The sequence below is a fragment of the Pseudoalteromonas sp. HL-AS2 genome (genome assembly GCF_031198805.1).
Classification (GTDB): domain Bacteria; phylum Pseudomonadota; class Gammaproteobacteria; order Enterobacterales; family Alteromonadaceae; genus Pseudoalteromonas; species Pseudoalteromonas nigrifaciens.
The window spans coordinates 825,989-847,098 of record NZ_CP133571.1; the positions used below are offsets into that span (position 1 = coordinate 825,989).

The following is a 21,110-nucleotide window of genomic DNA, read 5'->3' on the forward strand; positions in this document are numbered from 1 at the left end:
TTGTTCCTCTTGATTTGTTGATAGCCATTATGGCGGTGATTTAAATATAGTTCCAATCGTTTGTTTGTATTAAAGTGATAGGTATAAGCTATCAGCCTGGTAATGAATATGAACTTAAAAGATTTAGAGTATGTAAAAGCCATAGCGCACTTTAAGCACTTTCGTAAAGCGGCCGATGCGTGCTTTGTAAGCCAGCCTACTTTAAGTGGCCAAGTAAAAAAACTTGAACAGGAGCTAGGTGTTACTTTATTTGATCGCTCTACTAAGCAGGTAACATTAACCGCTAAAGGCGAGCGTTTATTAACACAAATTAATGTTATTTTAGAACAAACACAAATACTTAAAGAGCTTGCTGCTACGTCAAACGAGCCGCTACAGGGTAAGTTAACTATTGGTATTATTCCAACCATTGCGCCTTATTTACTGCCGGTATTACTCACTTCAATGAAAGAGGCGTTTATTAATAGTCGCTTTTCGTTTATTGAAATGCAAACCGCTACAATTTTAGAAGCGCTAGATAACGGTGAGCTCGACTTTGCAATTTTGGCTGATGTACCCGAGCTCAAAAAGTACCATAGCGTTAATTTATACAAAGAAGATTTTTTAGTGGCTGTATCACACGATAATTCATTAGCTCAGCAAAAAAAAGTAGCGCTGCGCGAATTACAAGGATGCAGCCTATTAATGTTAAGTGATGGCCATTGCTTTAAAGATCAAGCTCAACAGTTTTGTTTTTCGGCAGGAGTTAATGTGTCGAGCCAGTATCAGGGTAATAGTTTAGAAACATTACTGGCGCTGGTGGCTATGGATGACGGGGTTACATTTGTGCCTAAATTGGCTTGTACTGAGCGCGTAGGGGTTAATTATTTAGCTATTTATCCTAATCAGCAGCGCAATATAGTATTTGCATGTAGAAAGCATTACCCGCATTTATCGGGGGTTGAGCAATTGGGTGAATGGTTATCGGCTCACCCTAATTTAAAGGCTAAATTAACTAAATCGTTGAATTAAAGGTTTTGGCTAACTATTTCGACTATATCGTTAATTTGCACGCCCGGAAGTGGTGCATTATTAATGCTTACCGCAATGGCACTTTGTTGATATAACTGCTCAACACGAATGCTATTAAGGGTAATTACTTTATGCGGCATAGTATTGCCTAAAGCGTCTGTTAGGTAATTGTGGTGTGCTATGCTAAGTAGTTGACCTTTTTTAAGACCATGTGCTTTACCTAAGTTAATCACTATGTTGCCCTGATCAAGGTGCATAATTTTTCCTTGAGTAGGCAAGCAGGCCATAGCTGATTGTAAATCGTAACTTAGCGTTTGGTTTATATCGTTTATGCTTTGCCCATAGGGTGATTGCCAAAACATACTACTGTTAACATCAACAATAGCGGTTTTTTCAAATGGCCAAATAGCTTGGTTTTTGTAGCTATTTTGCCAAAGCTGTTCATAAGTAGTGCCATCAAAAAGGGTAAACTCTATTTGGTAACTACGTTGATAGCTTTCGTCTTGCCAAAAGGCATAGTCGCTATTGAGCTTATCGCTAGTTGATAGGTTGGTTATTTGGCTTAATAAAACGTACTGCGCGTTACTACGCGAGGAAATATCTTCTAGTTGCGCATTAGAGTAGTCGTGTTGCTGCGAAAAATACTTATCGACCTTTATAGCGTTATTGTAATAAGCGATTGGTACAGCGCTCATTTTTGACTTTTGCAATGCGGTATAAATATTTTTGCTAACTGCTTTATCTATGTCAAATATTTGACCCATGCGGGCTTGTTCACGATGATTAAGCTGGCTTTGGGTAACGGCCACAAACTTTTTAAAACTACTTTGTGGGCATTGCTCTGTTTGCGCAAAAATATCTAAGCGTAGTGTAATAGCTAGCTGATTATTATGACGTTCTTCGCTCACAAGTTCTATTTTTTGAATTTCGCCATGGCTGCTTATTTTAAGCTGATCTTGCATTAGCACGCCGTCTACTAAGGTTTGTACCGAGCTTACCCGCGCACCAGAGAACACTAACGCTTGTGTAATGGCATCTTTAATTGCTGCAGACTTAGCTGCGCCTACATCGCTACTTTTAACTTGTGCATGGCCGGTCGATTCATACCACTGCGCTGCAGTAAAAGGCGAAAACGTTAATAAAGCAGTTGCGCTTAATCCTGCAAATACCGATGATAAAAACGAATTCATACATTTACTCCAGTTAAATTTTAGCTATTAGCATAAGTTACACAGCAAGGAGCGTACCAATATTATTTGTGAGTAAACACCACTTAAGTGTCAATGGCATTAAACCTGCATAAGTATCGTATAATTATTTAATTTGTTTTTTAGGGCTAGGTACTATGCGAGTAATGCCATTACTTATCACGTTAGGATGCATAACCTTAAGCGGTTGTAGCAATATGTTTGATAAGCACGTTGAATACAAATATGTAGAGCCAAACAATTATCCGGTATTAAAAGCCGTGGGTTATGCACCTATTAGCCTGCAGTCGGGTGTTAATAAGTCGCAAAAGCAGTTAATGGCTATTAAAGCTTCTAAGCTAGAAGCGTATCGAGAGCTTGCAGAGCAAGTGTATGGGCAACAAATTACCGCAGGTACTACAGTTGCAGGTTCAATAGCACAAGACGATTACCTACAAAGCAAAGTGCAGGGCATTATTAAAGGCGCACAAGTTATAAAAGCCTACGCGGTAGACGACACCTATATAACTGAGCTTGAACTAAATATGAAGCGCGTGCACGACCTGTACATAGGCGAAATTAAACCCCGAGAAGTTAAAAAAGTAACTTATTACTAGCCCCCTAAAAACGTTAGTAACTCTAAAAACAAAAAAGCCTTAGCTGATCAACAGTTAAGGCTTTTTTATTATGTAGGACGTTATTTTTAATTAAGTTTTTTAATTAAGCTTTTAAATTACGTACCAAATTATTATCGGTGTTTATTACACTACCGGCTTGGTCGTAGGTCATAGAAGAGGGGGCACCAATTAAAATATCTTTTAATTGTTTAACGCTTAATTGTGCTTGATGCGCTGCGTGGGCATTTACTTCATTTTGCTTTTGGCATTGCTCAAGCTTGCTGCGTATAAGTTTAATTAAATCGGTGATCTCGGTTGTTTGCTCATCGTTATTGGCAATCAACTTGTTGAGCTCTTTATCGAGGTTGCTTAGCGTGGTTAAAAAAGACATTTTTTGTTGGGCAATTTCTTTTAAACCTTCACCACGGCGCGAGGCAATAGATGTTAGCTCGTCATTTAATAAAATATTAAGTGATTCTAAGCAATTGTGTTGCTCATTTAGTTTAATGGTAATTAAACTATTGTGATCAGCCATAAACGTTAAACTCAAATTCAGCTAGGTTTTTTGCAAGTTTTTCGCTGTCTATTTGGTATTTACCCTCAGTGATTGCTTTTTTAAGCTCTGCCACTTTATCGGTATCAAAACCAGGAGATTGCTGCGCTTTATCTTGCAGGGTTTTTAGCTGTTTAGCTTGCGGGGTTAAGCTTACAGAGTCGCTGGCAGCTTTAGGCGCCGAAGACTGTGCAGCTTGCGTATTTGCATTATCTCTTTGTATATCAACTTTTTGCTGCTTAGTGTTAGTTAACACATTTGCTTGTTGATTACCTTTATTAACTTGACCGACCATAATAATAAACCTGTATATTACCCAACTAATGCCAAGTTATCGGCATATACATAAGATACTTTAGTATAAATTTAAATTATATATTAACTTGTACAGACTCTACACCATCTACGCGTGCATTTAAAACTTTACCGGTTTTTTTGTTTTTCACTTTAACTTGCTCGCCAAGGCTACCATCTTCAAGTGCAATACCGGTTGTTTTAACTTTTAAGCCCTTAATATTGGCATTAATATTTACAGCATCGCCTTTGCACACCATGCATATTTGGCTCAATAAAAGTGGCATTCCGCTGCGTATATTTCGTTTACTTCGGCTGCCTATTAATAATGCTGGGTTATCTAAATATTGTACTCTGATAAAGTGAGTTGAGCGCATTTCAATACTTAAATGCGCCGCAGTTATTACTTCGCCGCGAGCTAAATTTACATTAGCAACTACAACAGGAGCCGTTTCGGTTACTCTTACGTGTACATACTGGGCCCAGTTGTTAGTGTCGTTACATTTTATTTGTAATGTTACTTGGCGATTAAAAGGCGGATCGTTGGGGAGTAATAACTCAGGCTCTGATTCGCAACTGCGATCGGGAGTGCGGGGGTCGAGCGGTAACGCACTAAGCTGTATTTTATTTTCATCAAGGTTGTTAATTTGCGCAGCAACATGAGTTATAGCCATTTGTTGTAATATGTCTTTGCTAAATACTTTTGCCTCTAAAGGCAAAGTTAAACAGAGGCTAGTAAGAACATAAAAAACACTGTATCTTCTGATTTTTTTTAACAAACTCATAATGTTTCGGCTATGCTTATAGGTTAAAACAGGGTATAAATATTTAGCGTCAAAAAGTAGACGCTCCCGTTGTATTATGTGACTTTATAGATTCAAAGCAATTATCGTTCCGTATAGTTTGTTTTTTAGGAGATTTGAATGGCAGGTATTTTAGACTCAGTAAACCAACGAACCCAGTTGGTGGGGCAAAACCGCTTAGAGCTACTACTATTTAAACTCAGAGGGCGTCAGCGTTTTGGGATTAATGTGTTTAAAGTGAGAGAAGTACTGCAATGTCCTCCTCTTACCAATATGCCAAAATCAAATGCTTACATTCGTGGTGTTGCCCATATTCGCGGCCAAACTATTTCGGTTATCGACCTTTCTATGGCTGTGGGTGGGCGTCCAATTGAAAATATTAAAGACAGTTTTATAATTATTGCTGAATATAATCGTACCGTTCAAGGCTTTTTAGTTGGCGGTGTAGAGCGTATTGTAAATATGAACTGGGAAAAAATAATGCCGCCACCGCCAGGTGCAGGCCGGTATTCTTACTTAACTGCTGTAACTGAAATAGAAAACGAATTAGTTGAAATTTTAGATGTAGAAAAAATATTAAACGAAATTTGCCCAGTTAATACCGAAGTAAGTGCCGATGTTGCGGCTACACAAGGTGACATTAAAAAAGATTTAGGCGAGCGAATTGTTTTTATTGCCGATGACTCAGCAGTAGCACGAAACCAAGTTAAGCGAGCATTAGAGCCACTTGGCGTTCAAACTGAGCTTGCCAAAAATGGTAAAGAAGCATTTAAGCGATTAAAAGAAATAGCCGAACATGACTGCGTAAACGATATTACAGAACGTGTAGGGTTACTTATTTCGGATGTAGAAATGCCTGAAATGGATGGCTATACATTAACCGCCGAAATAAAAGCCGATCCTAAATTGGCACCATTACATGTTATTTTACATACCTCGTTAAGTGGCGTGTTTAATCAGGCCATGGTTGAAAAAGTAGGTGCAGATGACTTTATTGCAAAATTTAATCCCGACGAACTCGCAACAGCAGTAAGAAAATGGGTTCATTGTGATTAATAAATATAGGTGTTATTGATTTGAATAGTAAAGATTTACAGCAAAGTGAATACGATCAATTTCGCTTATTTTTAGAACAACAGTGCGGTATTGTATTAGGCGAAAACAAACAATACTTGGTTAAAAGCCGTTTAGCGCCGTTAATGAAGCGATTTAATGTTGAGTCTTTATCACAGCTAGTAAATAAAACGTTGGGTTTGCATGAGCGCCAATTACGCGCTGCAGTGGTTGATGCAATGACCACCAATGAAACCCTATGGTTTAGAGATCAATATCCGTTTGAGTTATTAAAAACTAAACTGTTTCCAGAGTTTAAAGGGCTTAACAGACCATTAAAAATATGGTCTGCGGCAAGCTCTTCTGGTCAAGAACCATATTCAATTGCTATGTCGGTTGCTGAGTTTCAGACAAGTTCTCCTGGGGTTTTACGCATGGGAGCGCAAATAGTGGCTACCGATATATCAAATACTATGCTGGATATGTGTAAACACGCCGAGTATGACGCGTTAGCACTAGCAAGAGGGCTCTCGGCCGAACGCCGCAAAAAGTTTTTTAAAGACAGCGGCAATGGCATGGCTCAGGTTATTGATCCAATAAAAAAGCAGGTTAACTTTAGACACCTTAATTTACTCGACTCATACGCGCTTTTAGGCAAGTTTGATATTATATTTTGCCGCAATGTGTTGATTTACTTTGCACCAGAAGTAAAAGCAAAAATTATTGCTAAATTTTCTCAAGCACTTAACCCTAAAGGTTATTTACTTTTAGGTGCGTCGGAATCAATGAGCGGTTTAAGTAATGATTTTGATATGGTTAGATGTAACCCTGGTATTATTTACCAAAAGAAATAACTGCAAGTGTGAAGTGTGAGCAGTTTGCACATTTTAAGCATTATTTTAAACGACGCATTTAGCGTCGTTTTTCGTTTTAGCGATAAGCAAGTAATTAGCCAAGCTTTGTGTATTACCAAGCACTGTGTATAAGTTATAGCTTCGCACCTCCCCTTATTTAAAGCGCATTGTGCCAATATGTTTAAGCGAACATACATATCCACAAAAAGGCTATGAAGTGCTGCACTTTAGAGAGGTAAAACCACTAGATTATATGTTTAAGTTACTCCTCATTTCCCCTCATTGTTTTCACTTTGTGCAAAATAATATTTAAATACTTTATTCACAAAGAGGCTAAGAGGGCGCTGCGCTTTAGAGAAGAAAAAATAGATAAATTATCTGTTTAAATCACTGCTCATTTACTGCCATTCGCATCCATTGTGCAAATGTGCTTTAGAGTTTTTAACTGCTGGCATTTTTTATAATAACTGTATTGGCTCATATCAATTTACTTATTGCCTTAAAACCTCCCTAAAACCTGCACTTTAAATAGCTATGTTTAATCAGCTTAGTAAATAACTTTAAACAAAAATTAGTTAAATGGCTTATTTCTTGCTTTGTTCAAGCTAAGTCAATTTTTTGGAGATGGTTATGGCTATCAGTTTTGATAAAGCGCTTGGTGTGCACCCGCATGCTATGTTGATCCGTTCGCAAAGAGCCGAAATGCTCGCTACCAATATCGCTAATGCTGATACGCCGGGCTATAAAGCAAAAGATATAGACTTTGCCTCTGCACTAAAAACGGCAAAGTCACACCAACAAGGCGGCAATAGTATGGTTAGAACCAACAGTAAACACATTGCCGGTGGTAGTAAAGAAGTAGGTGGTTCAGAAATGTTTCGTAATGCAAATCAACCAGATACAGGTGATGGCAACTCGGTTGATATACAGGTGGAACGAAACTTGTATGCACAGAATGCTATGGAGTATCAGGCCAGCTTGCAATTTTTAAGCGGCAGATTTAAAGGTCTGAAAAAAGCACTCGGTAGCCAAGGATAATAATTATGAGTTTATATAATGTTTTTGATATTGCTGGTTCTGGTATGAGCGCACAAAATGTGCGTTTAAACACCACCGCAAGTAATATTTCTAATGCGAATACTATTAGTTCTTCTCAGGATAAAACTTACCGAGCGCGACAACCTGTATTTGCTGCTGAGCTTACTAAAGCTTCAGCATCAGCAAGTAATCCACAGGGCTCCGCTGTTGGCGTTAAAGTATTAGGCATTGTTGAGAGCAACAAACCATTACAAATCGAATATAACCCAAACCATCCAAGTGCGGATGAAAATGGCTATATCTATAAACCCAACGTTAATGTTGTTGAGGAGATGGCAAACATGATTTCTGCCTCTCGTTCGTATCAGACAAATGTGCAAGTTGCCGATGCAGCAAAGCAAATGTTAAGTAAAACACTGCTGCTAGGCCAGCGGTAACAGAGGGTAGGTTATGAGTAACGATATTAGTACATCTTCATCCTATTTAGACTCTTTACGGTGGCAAGAAAAACAAGCAGCCAGTAAAGACAAAAGTGATGCGTTAACCCAAGAAGATTTTTTCTCATTACTAACGCAGCAACTGTCGTTTCAAGATCCGAGTAAACCGGCTGATAACGATCAGATGATTGCGCAAATGACTAGCTTTACTATGGCTGAGGGAATTTCAAATTTAAACTCTAACTTTGAAGCTTTAGCTGCATCAATGACATCAAATTCAGCACTGCAAGCATCTACATTAGTAGGCAAGCAGGCGCTTTTAGAGTCCGACACGCTAGACTTAAATGAAGCAGGTGATGCACGAGGCTCAGTTGTTGCCGAAAAGCCAGTTGAAAGCTTAAAGCTTAGAATTGAAGATGAGTCTGGGCAGTTAGTTAGAACTATAGATTTAGGCTCGCAACCAGCAGGTGCAGTGCGTTTTGCATGGGATGGTAAAAATGAAGCAGGTGAGCGCCTACCTCCTGGCGAATATAAAATTAAAGCTGAGGGGAGTACTAATGGTGAGTTTTCGAGCCTGCCAATTGCTACCTTTAAAAATATTGAGAGTGTGAATATTAATGGTGCAAATGGCATCATTATTAACACTAAAGAAGGTGCGGTTAGGCTGACTGATGTTGCAGAAATCGCGTAAAAGATTCATTAGCCAGCGGGCTAAAAATTAAATAGTTTAGAGGTCAATTATGAGCTTCAATATTGCATTATCCGGCCTTGCTGCCGCACAAAAAGATTTAAACGTTACGGCAAATAATATAGCCAACGTAAATACTACGGGTTTTAAAGAGTCGCGCGCAGAATTTGCTGACGTGTATGCATCGTCGGTATTTAGTTCTGGTAAAACAAAAAATGGTGACGGCGTGCAAACGACTATGGTTGCACAACAATTTCATCAAGGATCATTACAGTTTACCAATAACTCGTTAGATTTAGCGATTACCGGTGAAGGTTACTTTGCAACCAGCCAAGACCTAGGCGCGCAAGATTTTACTTACACACGTGCCGGCGCATTTAAGTTAAACAAAGACAACTTTGTGGTAGATGCAAATGGCAGCTTTTTACAAGGCTTTCCGGTTGACCCTTCAACAGGCGATACTACATCAGTGAGTTTAAGCACTTCATCGGCTTTACAAATACCTGACTCGTCAGGATCGCCGCGTGCTACTTCAAGCGTGTATAGCTCGTTTAATTTAGACTCACGATCAATTGCACCTACAATTGCGTTTAACCCTACCGAAAGTGCAACTTATAATTCATCAACCTCAACAACCGTGTATGACTCACTCGGTGAGCCACATGTATTGCAGCTATTTTTTGTGAAAAGTGACCCTGCAGTACCCGGTAATGAAAATCAATGGAACGTACATTCAACACTTGATGGTAAATCCTTTGGTGCCAATGGTGTTGAACAAACAGTAGCTCCGTACACTCCTATGACTACTTTTAAATTTGACTCAAGTGGCTTACCGCAAAGTACAGACGGCACGCCAAACGTAAGTAATACTTTTAATCCATTGTCAATTGCAGCTGGTGGCGGTGGTGCAGCGGGGCTTTCTGATTTATTAACCAATGGCGCTACCTTCCCAGCGCCTGTTGAAATTAACTGGCGTGATGAAACCGGTACAGCTAATAAAATACCTACTCAATACGCAAGTCGCTTTGAAGTAAAAGCACTTGAGCAAGACGGTGCAACGGTTGGCCGTTTAGCGGGTATTGATATTGGTGCCGATGGTAAAGTTGTGGCTTCGTACAGTAATGGCGACTCTACATTTTTAGGCCAAGTGGCTATGGTACGTTTTTCAAACTCACAAGGTTTACAACAAGTGGGCAGCACAGGTTGGAAAGCGAGTATAGCGTCAGGCGAGCCTATTGCTGGTGAACCAGGCTCTGGCACCTTAGGTAATATCAACTCATCAGCGCTTGAACAGTCAAACGTAAACTTAACTAACGAACTAGTTGATTTAATTAGCGCACAGCGTAATTTCCAAGCAAACTCGCGAGCGCTGGAAGTTAACTCAACAATTCAGCAAAGTATTCTGCAAATTAGATAAAGCACAATTTATTAATTTGAATATTCAAGGCTGCTTAATTGCAGCCTTTTTTGTTTATAAGATCAGGTTTGAGGCGTCAGGTATCAGGTTTTAGGCAGAAATTTAAAGAGCAGGTTTGAGGCGTCAGGTATCAGGTTTTAGGCAGAAATTTAAAGAGCAGGTTTGAGGCATCAGGTATCAGGTTTTAGGTAGAAATTTAAAGAGCAGATTTTAGGCGTCAGGTATCAGGTTTTAGGTAGAAATTTAAATAGCAGGTTTGAGGCGTCAGGTATCAACCTAGAACCTAGCCCCTAGAACCTCATCCCTATAATTTCTGCAGCTACCGGCGGTATACCACATTGCTTGGCGGTGCAGTTTTACTGCTGTATTTAACAATGGCGCATATATTGCATTTGTTCTTACAGAGATTTTTAAGTGAGTCGATGTTATGGATAAAATGGTCTACATTGCCGCGTCTGGCGCTAAGCAAAGCTTAATGGGGCTTGCCCTTAAAGCCAATAATTTGGCGAACGCAAACACTACAGGTTTTAAAGCCGACTTTGCCCAAGCTCGATCTATGCAAGCGTTTGGTGAAGGTTTGCCATCGCGGGTGTTTTCTATGGAAGAGCGCCCAGGTTCAAACATGACATCGGGTGGCATACAGCAAACCGGTCGCGAGCTCGACATTGCCATGAGCGATAACGCCTGGCTGAGTGTACAAGACGCCTCCGGCAACGAAGCTTATACAAAAGTAGGTACGCTTAATATTACCGCCGAAGGCATGTTAGTTACCAGCGGTGGTCGTCAAGTAATTGGCGAAGGCGGCCCTATTATTTTGCCAGTCCCGATTGAAAAAATAGAATTTAGTAAAGACGGTGCCATACAAGTACGCCCACAAGGCGCGCCGGCTAACTTTTTAGAAGAGGTTGATCGTTTAAAAGTGGTTGAGGCAAATAACTCAACACTTGAAAAAGGTAACGATGGTTTATTTAGACCAAAACCAAATCAAACGGTTGAAACCTCAGCTAACGTACAAGTGATAAGCGGCGCATTAGAAATGTCGAACGTTAATCCGGTACACGAAATGGTCGATATGATCAGCCATCAACGCCAATTTGAATTACAAGTAAAGCTAATGAAAACAGCAGAAGAAATAGATCAATCGCAAGATCAGCTGTTGCGCATAGTTTAACTTTAAAATGAGGACACGATTATGAATCCAGCATTGTGGATCAGTAAAACTGGGCTTGACGCCCAACAAACCGACATTTCGGTTATTTCAAATAACTTAGCCAACGCCAGTACGGTTGGTTATAAAAAAAGCCGCGCCGTTTTTGAAGATTTACTTTACCAAAACATTAATCAGCCAGGCGGTCGCTCATCGCAAGATACCGAAATGCCATCAGGTTTAATGCTAGGTGCTGGTGCTAAAGTGGTAGCTAACCAAAAAAACTTTTCGCAAGGTAATATGCTAACTACTGAAAATTCACTAGATTGGATGATTTCTGGTTCAGGCTTTTTTGAAGTATTGCAGCCAGATGGCAATATTGCTTATTCGCGCAACGGACAATTTACCACCGATGGCGACGGGCGAGTTGTAACCTCGGGTGCCGGTTATGTAGTTCAACCTGAAATGAACGTACCCGACGACGCGCAATCAATAACTGTATCGCAAGACGGTGAAGTATCTGTACGTGTTGCAGGGCAGGCCGATAACGTGGTTATTGGGCAAATTACCATTAGTGACTTTATTAATCCGTCGGGCCTTGAGCCTATAGGGCAAAACCTTTACACCGAAACTGCGGTAAGTGGCGCGCCGGTGCAGGGTAACCCTGGAGTTGATGGGCTAGGCACTATTATTCAAGGTTCACTAGAAACGTCAAACGTAAACGTAACCGAAGAGTTGGTAAACCTAATAGAAACCCAGCGTGTTTACGAAATGAACTCAAAAGTAATTTCGGCAGTTGATGAAATGATGAGCTACATCAATCAGCAATTATAATATTTTAGAGGTTATTATGCGCAATATTATATTATTTGCAGCGGGTACTTTATTGTTAAGTGGCTGTGTGTCTACACAAAATAGTGATGTAGTACAAGACGACCCTTACTACGCACCCATGTACCCAGAACCCAATGTTGAACCGGCTGTTGCTAATGGCTCACTGTTTAATACGTATTTATCGAACGACTTATACGCCGATAAAAAAGCACTGCGTACCGGCGATATAATTACAGTTAAATTGCAAGAATCTACGCAAGCCTCTAAAGCGGCAAAAACAGAAACTGATAAGCAGTCAGACGCAAAACTCGACCCCGTTATTGGTTTAGGCGGATTGCCGGTAAATATTGGCGGCGACAGCATTCAATTTGGTATTGGCAGCGACGCGTCATTTAAAGGCGACTCAAAATCAAATCAGTCAAATAGTTTAGCCGGTGATATATCGGTAAACGTAATGCGTGTTTTACCTAATGGTAACTTAGTTATTCGCGGCGAAAAATGGCTAACGTTAAACTCAGGCGAAGAATTTATTCGTTTAGAGGGATTAGTAAGGCCAGAAGATGTAACTGCAGACAATACCGTACAGTCAAATAGAATTGCTAATGCACGAATTCAATATTCGGGCAAAGGGCAAACTCAAGAAGCACAAAGTGCCGGTTGGCTAACACGCTTTTTTAGTAGCTCACTTTTTCCTTTTTAGAGGACATTCATTATGAATGTATTTAAAGTTTTTTGTTTAATGGTGTTACTTGGCTGGCAACTTCCTGCCATGGCCGAGCGCATTAAAGATGTGTCTATGGTTGAGGGCGTACGCTCAAACCAATTAGTAGGCTATGGCCTAGTTGTTGGCTTACCTGGTACGGGCGAGCAAAGCCGATTTACCGAGCAAAGCTTTAAAGGCATGTTAAACAGCTTTGGCATTACGTTACCAGCAAGCTTAAAACCAAAAATTAAAAACGTGGCTGCGGTTGCAGTGCATGCAGAGCTACCGCCTTTTAGAAAGCCCGGGCAAACTATTGATATTACCGTATCGTCTATTGGTAGTGCAGGTAGTTTACGTGGTGGTACTTTACTACAAACCTTTTTAAAAGGGGTCGACGGCAACGTATACGCTATTGGCCAAGGTAGTTTAATTGTAGGTGGTTTAGGCGCAGAAGGGCTTGATGGCAGTAAAGTCGTTATAAACACGCCAACAGTGGGGCGTATTCCAAATGGCGCAACCGTTGAGCGTGCAGTTAAAAGCCCATTTATGCAAAACGACTATATTACTTTTAACTTAAATCGCCCAGACTTTACTACCGCTAAGCGATTAGAAAAAACCATAAACGATTTAGTTGGCCCAAATAGCGCCCAAGCACTCGATTCAGCGTCTATTAGAGTGATTGCCCCAAGAGACGCCTCGCAGCGCGTGTCTTACTTATCAACGCTCGAAAACCTAGAATTTACCCCAGCAGATACAGCGGCAAAAATTATCGTTAACTCGCGTACCGGTACTATTGTTATTGGTAAAAATGTAAAGTTGCAACCAGCTGCTATTACTCACGGTGGCTTAACAGTAACGATTGCAGAGCAGCTAAACGTATCGCAGCCTAATGCTTTTAGCGATGGCGATACCGTTGTTACCCAGCAAAGTATTATAGATATAAAACAAGACGACTCACGGGCATTTGTATTTAACCCCGGAGTTAGCCTAGATGACCTAGTACGCGCTATAAACGAAGTAGGCGCCGCGCCTGGCGATTTAATGGCAATACTAGAAGCCCTAAAAGAAGCTGGCGCAATAAACGGCCAGCTAGTTGTAATTTAAAACAACGTAATGCTATCGGTGGTCAGTTTTAAAAGCTGGTAACCGATGGCATTTTGCTTAACACCTTCCCCTCTGGCTCAATTTTTGCATTGCTTTATACATTATTCATTATTGTGTCAAAAAGCTGATGGAAACAAATCATCTCGATAAGCAAAACTTTTTTGATTTAGGTAACTTAAACGCTTTGCGTAAAGACGCCCTAAACAGTGGCGACGCGTCTAGTGATGCCTCAAAAGCGGCTCTCAAAAAAGCAGCGGCACAATTTGAAGCCATATTTACGCAAATGCTGCTTAAAAGCATGCGCAAAGCCAGCGAAGCCTTCGAAGATAAAGAAAGCCCATTAAATTCAAGTAGCGTAAAGTTTTTTGAAGAAATGCACGATCAGCAACTTTCATCAGAGCTCTCGTCTAATGGCTCATTAGGGCTTGCCGACTTAATAGTGCAGCAACTTTCTCCTACGGCAAAAAATTACACCCCAGCTTCAGTACTCAGAACCAGTAACGATCTTTTAAGCGATCAGCGTGCTGGCATAGAGTTGCCGCAGCAACAGCGTAAAAAAGCCGTAACTGAGCCTGTAGATAAAAGCGCTATGAACACCGAAAAGCCAGAAGTAGCTAAGCCAAACTTTGAAACGGCCGAAGAATTTGTAAGTTCGGTATGGGAGCATGCTAAAACAGCGGCTAAAAAAATTGGTTTAAACCCAGCCGTTATGGTGGCTCAAGCAGCGCTTGAAACCGGTTGGGGTAAGCATATTATTAATAAAAGCGACGGTAACAGCTCAAATAACTTATTTAATATTAAGTCAGATAAAAGCTGGCAGGGCGAAAAAGCTAACAAAGTAACCTTAGAGTTTGAACAAGGCGCTGCAGTTAAAAAACAAGCCAGTTTTAGGGCTTACGACTCAATAAAAGACAGCGTAAACGACTTTGTTGATTTTTTAACTCAAAATCCACGCTATCAACAAGCATTACAAAATACCGCCAAACCGGCAGTGTTTTTAGACTCATTACAACAAGCCGGTTATGCAACAGACCCAAATTATGCGGATAAAATAAAGCGCGTACTTAACAGTAGCGAGCTTAAAAATATTGCAACAAACGTGATCCGCCAAGGAGTAAAGTAACATGTCGTTTAATTTATTAAACATTGCTAATTCAGGAATAAGAGCAAACACTGATCTGTTGCAAACAACCAGTAAAAATATTACTAATGTAAATACCGATGGCTATGTGCGCGAGCGTACAGAGCATGGCACCATGATCGGCAATCAAGTTGGCAAAGGTAATACTTACAGATTGCTTAATGAATTTGCACAAAAACAATTAAACCGAGACACCTCAAATAAAACGTTTTTTGATCAGTTTGTAAGTGAAGCAAACCGGGTCGACACCTTATTTTCGCAAGAAGCGAATAGCTTATCGACCGGTATTAATTCGCTATTTAATAACGTGCAAGAAGCGCTTAATCAGCCATCGTCAACGGTTGCACGTTCGTTAGTAATGACTAACGCCGACAGCTTAATAAGCCAAATGGATAGGTTGTCGGGAATAGTGCTGGATCAAAAAAATGTTGTAAATGAGCAGCTCGAAATATTCTCCGATGAAGCCAACACCTTAATTCAAAAAATAGGATCGTTAAACCAACAAATTGCTGGTGTTAATGGTACTAACAACGCATCAGCTGCAAGCGGCACATATAATGAGCGCGATAAAGCGATTCGCGATTTATCAGAGTTAATCGACATTGAAACGCTTGACGGCCCTAATGGTGAAAAGCTCGTTTTTATGGGCAGCGGTGAAGCGGTTGTAATGCAAAACGGCTCGTTTAACTTGTTTTCGATGCGCGGCGACCCCGATCCAAATTTTAAAGAACTGCGCTTAGATGTAAATGGCGGCAAAGCTGTGCCGCTTGAAGTTGATGCCAGTAAATTAAAAGGCAAAATAGGTGGTTTACTTGCCTTCAGAGACGATATTTTAGTACCTGCACAAAATCAAATAGGCCAAATGGGTTTAGCGTTGGCTGATGCATTTAATCAGCAAAATCACTTGGGAATGGATGCTAACGGTAAATTGGGTGGCGATATATTCAATATACCTACGGCAAAAGGGTTTGCCTATCAAGCTAATACCGGCGGTGCGGGTGTTAGTGCAACAGTAGAGCCCGGCAAAGGCAGTAATTTACCTGCCAGTGATTTTATTGTGACTTATACCGCAAACCCAAACGAAGTGAGTATTCAGCCAGTAGATAATAAAGGCGAGCCATTAGGCGCCGCTACAACAGCAACATTTGTAGGCGGTGAAATTAACTCGGCAAATAACCCTGGTGTTGATTTATTTGGCTTGCAGTTAACTATGGCTGGTGCTGGTAATGAAGGCGATAAATTTCAAATTAAGCTCAATTCAGAAGCCGCAGCAAATATATCGCTAACAACTGGGCGCGGTGAAGACCTAGCGTTAGCATCGCCAATACGCACCGCCGATGGGGTTAATAATACCGGTAGCGGCGCTATTTCTGCTGGCAGTGTGAGTAGTGTTACCGCTGGTGGTTTTACAACTACGACTCCTCCTGCACTCGCTAATGGAGATATAACCATTGTTAAAGCAGCGGGTACAAATGATTACTTAATTAGCGATGGAAACGGTGCCAATGTGCCAATTACTATTGCACCACCAGGTAAAAATGTTTTGGCTGGCCTTGGTGCTCCTTATGACGGTTATGGCTTTGATTTTGATATTGAAGGCTCGCCAGCAACAGGCGATAGCTTTACGTTAGAGTTTAACAAAGGCGGCTTTGACGATAACCGCAATGGCTTAAAATTAGCCGATTTACAAAATGGTGATTTGGTGCGTCAAAATGTTGTTTCAAGCTCAGATGCCGATAACCATAAAACGTTTAACCAAGCGTATGCCGGATTAGTAACCGACATTGGCGTGGTAACAGGCCAAGCTAAAACAAACGGCGCAGCATTCGACGCACTCGCACAGCAGTCAGAGGCTTGGTACGAGTCGTTATCTGGGGTAAACCTTGACGAAGAAGCGGCCAATTTACTGCGCTTTCAACAATCTTATGCGGCTTCAGCTCAGGTGCTTTCTGCTGCACGTTCTATTTTTGACACTTTACTTAGTGCCACGAGGTAATTATGCGTTTATCAAATAACTTAATGTATCAAAACAGCATTAATAAAATATTACAAAATCAAAATGGCGTAGCAAACGCACAAGAGCGAGTAAATACTAGGCAAAAGTATTTATCTACCTCAGAAGCGCCTGCCGACATATCGCAAGCTATGCTGTATACCAATAAAATACAAAGCAATGAGCAATATACAAAAAATATTAACCAGCTCAATGGCCGACTCAAAACCGAAGAAAGCGTACTGCAAGGTATTAACGAAAGTATTCAAGCGGCTAAAGATATTGCCTTAAAAGCAGGTAATGGCGCATACAATAAAGACGACTTAAAGTCGTTAGCGTCGGAGCTAACCGAAATACAAAAAACGTTAGCTAATTTAATGAACACCCGTTCAGAAGACGGTAAATACATATTTTCAGGCTACCAAGACAGCACGCAACCGTATCAGTTTGATGCCGCTAGCGGCAAGTACAATTACCAAGGCGATCAAGGCCAGCATAAAATTACTATTGCCGAAGGTGTGTCGATTAAATCTAGCGACAACGGCTACGACACCTTTGAAAAAACCAAGGCACGCCTCGATGTATCATCTAACACAGGCGATGCATCAAGTACGCTTACGGGTTCTGTTTATGTAGATAAACAAGGTGTTTTCGATCAGTTTCATAAAGAGCAATATAACCCTGATCCAGACCCTTTAGTGTCAGCCACAGCAAATACTTTTAATGTAGTGGTTACTGCTGGTGCTAACCCTGGCGATCCGGATCAGTATGAAATTTTACGTGATGGAGTAGCGCAAATACCACCAGTTAGCGGAAATGTAACCGACGAGCCAATAGAGTTTGCCGGAATGAAAATTCAGTTAACCGGCGCTACACCTGGGCAGCAGCTCGATTTTAGCCTAGAAAAACCCCACAAAGAAAATGCACTAAATACGCTACAGGGCTTAATTACAGGTTTAAATAATGGCACGCTTGCGGGGGATGATTTTCAGCAAGTCCTTAACGATGGCGTAACGCAGTTACAAAATGCCAGCGAACAAGTTGTGTTTACCCAAGCGAGTTTAGGTGGGCGGATGAATGTACTAGAAAGAGTAACCGACTCTAACTCTGCGTTAGACATTCAAAATCAAAGTAATCGTTCAAGCCTGCTTGAAGTAGATATGGCTGCTGCAATTAGCGAACTCACTCAGCAAGAAACCGCACTACAAGCATCGCAAGCCACCTTTGGCCGCTTAGCCAAACTCTCGTTATTTGATTATATTTAAAGGTTAAGAGCAGGTTTTAGGTATCAGGTTTTAGGAAAAAATTAACCAAGCACGGTGTGAAAGAGCAGGTTTTAGGTAGAAATTAGCCAAGCACGGTGTGAAAGAGCAGGTTTTAGGTGTCAGGTATCAGGTTTTAGGCAAAAACAAGCCAAGCACGGTGTGAAAGAGCAGGTTTTAGGTGTTAGGTATCAGGTTTTAGGCAAAAACAAGCCAAGCTAGGCGTTTTTGTTGATGGAGGCGCGGTTTTATACCGCGCTTTTTGGTTTTCGACTATCTGAAATTTACTGTTCTTTGTGCAAATGGGTTTAGTAAATTTATTCACAAAGAGGTTATGAGGGCGCTACGCTTTAGAGAAGAAAAAACACATAAATTATGTGTTTAAGTTACTGCTCATTTACCCTCATTGTTTGCTCTTTGTGCAAAATAATATTTAAATGCTTTACTCACAAAAAGGCTAAGAGGGCGCTGCGCTTTTAGAGAAGAAAAACATATAAATTACCTGTTTAAGTTACTCCTCATTTACTCTCATTGTTTTCTCTTTGTGCGCAATAATATTTAAATGCTTTATTCACAAAAAGGCTAAAAGGGCGCTATGCTTTAGAGAAGAAAAAATATATAAATTACCTGTTTAAGTTACTCCTCATTTACTCTCATTGTGCGCAATAATATTTATATACTTTGCTTACAAAAAGGTTATGAGGCGCTGCGCTTTAGAGAAGAAAAAACACTAAAGTAAAAACATGTTATACCCCGGTAATCGCCCCCGAATATTTCCACTAACCAAGCGGCAAAAAAACGTCACTATTTATTAACCTTCCATTATAAAGCTCACTTTCACTCTAAAACTCAGTTTAATATTTATATTTTTCATTAAAAACAATGCGTTGAGCTTGTTGGGTGAGTTGGCACAAAACCTGCTTTATTAACTACATCTAATAGTGGTTCCTGCAAAAGCATTTTGAACCACATCCTGTTTAACACTCGGAGATGGTAAAATGGCATTAACAGTAAATACTAATGTGTCGTCACTAAACGCACAACGTAACTTATCTAAATCAGGTCAGGGCTTAGCCACTTCAATGGAACGCTTAGCTTCAGGTATGCGTATCAATAGCGCAAAGGATGATGCAGCCGGCCTACAAATTTCAAACAGATTAACATCGCAAATAAATGGCTTAGCGGTAGCGCAGCGAAATGCTAATGATGGTATTTCAATGGCGCAAACTGCAGAAGGCGCTATGCAAGAATCGACTAATATACTACAACGTATGCGAGAGCTTGCCCTGCAATCTGCTAATGGTTCAAATTCAAGTGAAGACCGTGATGCATTGCAAAAAGAAGTGTCTGCCTTACAAGAAGAATTAACACGAATCTCCGACACTACATCGTTCGGTGGTCAGCAATTATTAGACGGGTCATACGGGACCAGAAGTTTCCAGGTTGGTGCAAATGCAAATGAAACTATTTCAATTAGCTTGAGTAATACAGCTGCAGAAAAAATAGGGAAGTATCAAACTAATGTTGGAATAGACACTGTTATTGGTGGCAATATTACCTTTACTACAGGTGATATTAACACAGATGTAGCTATTGAGCCTGGTGCAACCGCAACAGAAAAGGCAGAGGCAATAAATGCACTCAGTAATGAGCATGGAATTACTGCATCATTGGTAGAAGTAGAAGAGTATCCTACGACTCAAACTACAGCTATATTAGGACCTCCTAATGCAGATGGGGACATATCTTTTAGCTTAAACGGTACACCGATTACAGCACTGGGCGTAGCTACTACTGATCAGTCTGCTCTTGAGACTGCTATAAATGCTCAAAGTAGTACTACAGGAATCACAGCAACTCACGATAGTAGTACTGGTGAACTGACTTTAAGAGGTACCGCTGGTGTTGATATTACTCTTACAGATTATGCAGACGTTGATGGAGCAACTAATAATTCAGCTACTTTCACAAACTCCCAAGGTAATAACACTACATTAACCGAAGGTGGGATAGAGAATGTAACTTCTGAAGCGACTGTAGTGACTCCAGCAACTCAAACTAAAGCCACGCTTAGCCCTCCAAGTATAGATGGTGATATATCTTTTAGTTTAAACGGTACACCGATTACAGTACTGGGCGTAACTACTACTGATCAGTCTGCTCTTGAGACTGCTATAAATGCTCAAAGTAGTACTACAGGAATCACAGCAACTCACGATAGTAGTACTGGTGAACTGACTTTAAGAGGTACCGCTGGTGTTGATATTACTCTTACAGATTATGCAGACGTTGATGGATCAACTGAGAACTCCGCTACTTTTAAAGACTCTTCAGGAAATAACACTGAACTAAAAGAAGGTGTACTAGTTAATGCAGCGGCCGCAGCGGCTAATCCTGTGCTTATTACTTCATCAGAAGTATTGTTATCATCCTCTAAAACATTTTCCGTCTTAGATGCAAGTTCTGGAACAGCAGTAGCGGCATCTTCTGAATTAAACAATGTAGGGGATATTGATCTGACTACAGAGAAGGGATCACAAAGTGCAATATCTATAATTGATGGTGCACTTGCTCAAATTGATTCACAACGAGCTGACTTAGGTGCGGCTCAAAACCGCTTTGGGCATACAATTAGTAACCTTTCTAATATTCAAGAAAACGTATCTGCATCACGTAGTCGCATTCAAGATACTGACTTTGCGACAGAAACAGCGCAAATGACTAAAAATCAAATATTACAACAAGCGGGTACGTCAATACTCTCGCAAGCGAATCAAATTCCACAAGCAGCAATTAGTTTATTAGGCGGCTAATTATTTACTTTACTGTAACTGTTTATATAAACGCACTTCAATTTGAAGTGCGTTTTTTGTGATAGAAAAAATTATTTGAAACATAACCCTATGCGCTATAAAAATTAATAAGTAACTTTTTTATTTTAAAACAGCTGGTTACGTTTTATTAAACAAATAAA

20 protein-coding genes are annotated in these 21,110 nt (G+C 40.4%); 16 read left to right on the top strand and 4 right to left on the bottom strand.

What is annotated here, in order from left to right:
* Positions 1–108 precede the first annotated feature (108 nt).
* On the top strand, positions 109–1,011 hold the full coding sequence (locus RB215_RS03895; RefSeq protein WP_041454354.1) for a LysR substrate-binding domain-containing protein: 903 nt from the start codon (positions 109–111) through the stop codon (positions 1,009–1,011).
* On the opposite strand, the gene RB215_RS03900 is transcribed toward RB215_RS03895, so the two are convergent.
* Positions 1,008–2,201, bottom strand: a complete 1,194-nt coding sequence (locus tag RB215_RS03900) for a flagellar assembly protein FlgT (RefSeq protein WP_011327455.1) — start codon at positions 2,199–2,201, stop codon at positions 1,008–1,010. The two genes, RB215_RS03895 and RB215_RS03900, sit on opposite strands and share 4 nt — an antisense overlap.
* 155 nt (positions 2,202–2,356) lie before the next feature.
* Here RB215_RS03900 and RB215_RS03905 point away from each other — a divergent pair, with 155 nt between their 5' ends.
* Positions 2,357–2,815: an LPP20 family lipoprotein gene (locus tag RB215_RS03905; RefSeq protein WP_011327456.1), complete on the top strand. Its 459-nt coding sequence runs from the start codon at positions 2,357–2,359 to the stop codon at positions 2,813–2,815.
* 103 nt (positions 2,816–2,918) lie between these two features.
* On the opposite strand, the gene flgN is transcribed toward RB215_RS03905, so the two are convergent.
* The 3 genes from flgN to flgA form a co-directional block, all read right to left on the bottom strand.
* Positions 2,919–3,350 (bottom strand): flagellar export chaperone FlgN, encoded by a 432-nt coding sequence (gene flgN, locus RB215_RS03910; RefSeq protein WP_011327457.1) that lies wholly within the window; start codon positions 3,348–3,350, stop codon positions 2,919–2,921.
* Complete coding sequence (flgM, locus tag RB215_RS03915; protein WP_011327458.1) at positions 3,343–3,663, bottom strand: flagellar biosynthesis anti-sigma factor FlgM; 321 nt, start codon at positions 3,661–3,663, stop codon at positions 3,343–3,345. The genes flgN and flgM overlap by 8 nt, the downstream gene beginning before the upstream one ends.
* Positions 3,664–3,739: 76 nt before the next feature.
* A complete protein-coding gene (flgA, locus tag RB215_RS03920; RefSeq protein ID WP_309216910.1) occupies positions 3,740–4,447 on the bottom strand; it encodes a flagellar basal body P-ring formation chaperone FlgA in 708 nt (235 codons plus the stop codon).
* Positions 4,448–4,585: 138 nt separating this feature from the next.
* Between flgA and RB215_RS03925 the strand changes: the two genes are divergently transcribed.
* From RB215_RS03925 to RB215_RS03990, 14 genes are all read left to right on the top strand, one after another.
* Positions 4,586–5,521: a chemotaxis protein CheV gene (locus RB215_RS03925; RefSeq protein WP_309216911.1), complete on the top strand. Its 936-nt coding sequence runs from the start codon at positions 4,586–4,588 to the stop codon at positions 5,519–5,521.
* Between the two features lie 20 nt (positions 5,522–5,541).
* Positions 5,542–6,372, top strand: coding sequence for a protein-glutamate O-methyltransferase CheR (locus tag RB215_RS03930; protein ID WP_011327461.1), 831 nt, complete (start codon positions 5,542–5,544; stop codon positions 6,370–6,372).
* A gap of 630 nt (positions 6,373–7,002) precedes the next feature.
* Positions 7,003–7,410, top strand: coding sequence for a flagellar basal body rod protein FlgB (gene flgB, locus RB215_RS03935; RefSeq protein ID WP_041454356.1), 408 nt, complete (start codon positions 7,003–7,005; stop codon positions 7,408–7,410).
* Between the two features lie 5 nt (positions 7,411–7,415).
* A complete protein-coding gene (gene flgC, locus RB215_RS03940; protein WP_011327464.1) occupies positions 7,416–7,847 on the top strand; it encodes a flagellar basal body rod protein FlgC in 432 nt (143 codons plus the stop codon).
* A gap of 13 nt (positions 7,848–7,860) precedes the next feature.
* A complete protein-coding gene (locus RB215_RS03945; protein ID WP_011327465.1) occupies positions 7,861–8,538 on the top strand; it encodes a flagellar hook assembly protein FlgD in 678 nt (225 codons plus the stop codon).
* A gap of 49 nt (positions 8,539–8,587) precedes the next feature.
* Entirely contained in the window at positions 8,588–9,952 is a 1,365-nt protein-coding gene (flgE, locus tag RB215_RS03950) for a flagellar hook protein FlgE (protein WP_179807093.1), read from the top strand.
* A 427-nt stretch (positions 9,953–10,379) separates the two neighbouring features.
* On the top strand, positions 10,380–11,123 hold the full coding sequence (locus RB215_RS03955) for a flagellar basal body rod protein FlgF (RefSeq protein WP_011327467.1): 744 nt from the start codon (positions 10,380–10,382) through the stop codon (positions 11,121–11,123).
* Between the two features lie 21 nt (positions 11,124–11,144).
* A complete protein-coding gene (gene flgG / locus RB215_RS03960) occupies positions 11,145–11,933 on the top strand; it encodes a flagellar basal-body rod protein FlgG (protein WP_011327468.1) in 789 nt (262 codons plus the stop codon).
* Between the two features lie 16 nt (positions 11,934–11,949).
* Positions 11,950–12,633 carry a flagellar basal body L-ring protein FlgH gene (flgH, locus tag RB215_RS03965; protein WP_011327469.1) on the top strand — a complete coding sequence of 228 codons (684 nt, stop codon included), beginning with the start codon at positions 11,950–11,952 and terminating at the stop codon, positions 12,631–12,633.
* Between the two features lie 12 nt (positions 12,634–12,645).
* Positions 12,646–13,740: a flagellar basal body P-ring protein FlgI gene (locus RB215_RS03970; RefSeq protein WP_309216912.1), complete on the top strand. Its 1,095-nt coding sequence runs from the start codon at positions 12,646–12,648 to the stop codon at positions 13,738–13,740.
* Between the two features lie 127 nt (positions 13,741–13,867).
* Positions 13,868–14,863 carry a flagellar assembly peptidoglycan hydrolase FlgJ gene (gene flgJ / locus RB215_RS03975; protein WP_182684554.1) on the top strand — a complete coding sequence of 332 codons (996 nt, stop codon included), beginning with the start codon at positions 13,868–13,870 and terminating at the stop codon, positions 14,861–14,863.
* Between the two features lies 1 nt (position 14,864).
* Positions 14,865–16,877 (top strand): flagellar hook-associated protein FlgK, encoded by a 2,013-nt coding sequence (gene flgK / locus RB215_RS03980; protein ID WP_309216913.1) that lies wholly within the window; start codon positions 14,865–14,867, stop codon positions 16,875–16,877.
* 2 nt (positions 16,878–16,879) lie between these two features.
* Positions 16,880–18,139, top strand: a complete 1,260-nt coding sequence (gene flgL, locus RB215_RS03985) for a flagellar hook-associated protein FlgL (protein ID WP_309216914.1) — start codon at positions 16,880–16,882, stop codon at positions 18,137–18,139.
* A gap of 995 nt (positions 18,140–19,134) precedes the next feature.
* A complete protein-coding gene (locus RB215_RS03990) occupies positions 19,135–20,949 on the top strand; it encodes a flagellin (RefSeq protein WP_309216916.1) in 1,815 nt (604 codons plus the stop codon).
* Positions 20,950–21,110 lie beyond the last annotated feature (161 nt).

What these genes read in the sequence shown, in the direction of transcription:
- flgC (WP_011327464.1), top strand. Translation starts at nt 7,416, where the DNA reads ATGAGTTTATATAATGTTTTTGATATTGCTGGTTCTGGTATGAGCGCA.
- flgN (WP_011327457.1), bottom strand. Translation starts at nt 3,350, where the DNA reads ATGGCTGATCACAATAGTTTAATTACCATTAAACTAAATGAGCAACAC.
- flgJ (WP_182684554.1), top strand. Translation starts at nt 13,868, where the DNA reads ATGGAAACAAATCATCTCGATAAGCAAAACTTTTTTGATTTAGGTAAC.
- flgH (WP_011327469.1), top strand. Translation starts at nt 11,950, where the DNA reads ATGCGCAATATTATATTATTTGCAGCGGGTACTTTATTGTTAAGTGGC.
- flgA (WP_309216910.1), bottom strand. Translation starts at nt 4,447, where the DNA reads ATGAGTTTGTTAAAAAAAATCAGAAGATACAGTGTTTTTTATGTTCTT.
- RB215_RS03895 (WP_041454354.1), top strand. Translation starts at nt 109, where the DNA reads ATGAACTTAAAAGATTTAGAGTATGTAAAAGCCATAGCGCACTTTAAG.
- RB215_RS03945 (WP_011327465.1), top strand. Translation starts at nt 7,861, where the DNA reads ATGAGTAACGATATTAGTACATCTTCATCCTATTTAGACTCTTTACGG.
- RB215_RS03955 (WP_011327467.1), top strand. Translation starts at nt 10,380, where the DNA reads ATGGATAAAATGGTCTACATTGCCGCGTCTGGCGCTAAGCAAAGCTTA.
- flgM (WP_011327458.1), bottom strand. Translation starts at nt 3,663, where the DNA reads ATGGTCGGTCAAGTTAATAAAGGTAATCAACAAGCAAATGTGTTAACT.
- flgL (WP_309216914.1), top strand. Translation starts at nt 16,880, where the DNA reads ATGCGTTTATCAAATAACTTAATGTATCAAAACAGCATTAATAAAATA.
- flgG (WP_011327468.1), top strand. Translation starts at nt 11,145, where the DNA reads ATGAATCCAGCATTGTGGATCAGTAAAACTGGGCTTGACGCCCAACAA.
- RB215_RS03925 (WP_309216911.1), top strand. Translation starts at nt 4,586, where the DNA reads ATGGCAGGTATTTTAGACTCAGTAAACCAACGAACCCAGTTGGTGGGG.
- flgB (WP_041454356.1), top strand. Translation starts at nt 7,003, where the DNA reads ATGGCTATCAGTTTTGATAAAGCGCTTGGTGTGCACCCGCATGCTATG.
- flgK (WP_309216913.1), top strand. Translation starts at nt 14,865, where the DNA reads ATGTCGTTTAATTTATTAAACATTGCTAATTCAGGAATAAGAGCAAAC.
- flgE (WP_179807093.1), top strand. Translation starts at nt 8,588, where the DNA reads ATGAGCTTCAATATTGCATTATCCGGCCTTGCTGCCGCACAAAAAGAT.
- RB215_RS03905 (WP_011327456.1), top strand. Translation starts at nt 2,357, where the DNA reads ATGCGAGTAATGCCATTACTTATCACGTTAGGATGCATAACCTTAAGC.
- RB215_RS03970 (WP_309216912.1), top strand. Translation starts at nt 12,646, where the DNA reads ATGAATGTATTTAAAGTTTTTTGTTTAATGGTGTTACTTGGCTGGCAA.
- RB215_RS03900 (WP_011327455.1), bottom strand. Translation starts at nt 2,201, where the DNA reads ATGAATTCGTTTTTATCATCGGTATTTGCAGGATTAAGCGCAACTGCT.
- RB215_RS03990 (WP_309216916.1), top strand. Translation starts at nt 19,135, where the DNA reads ATGGCATTAACAGTAAATACTAATGTGTCGTCACTAAACGCACAACGT.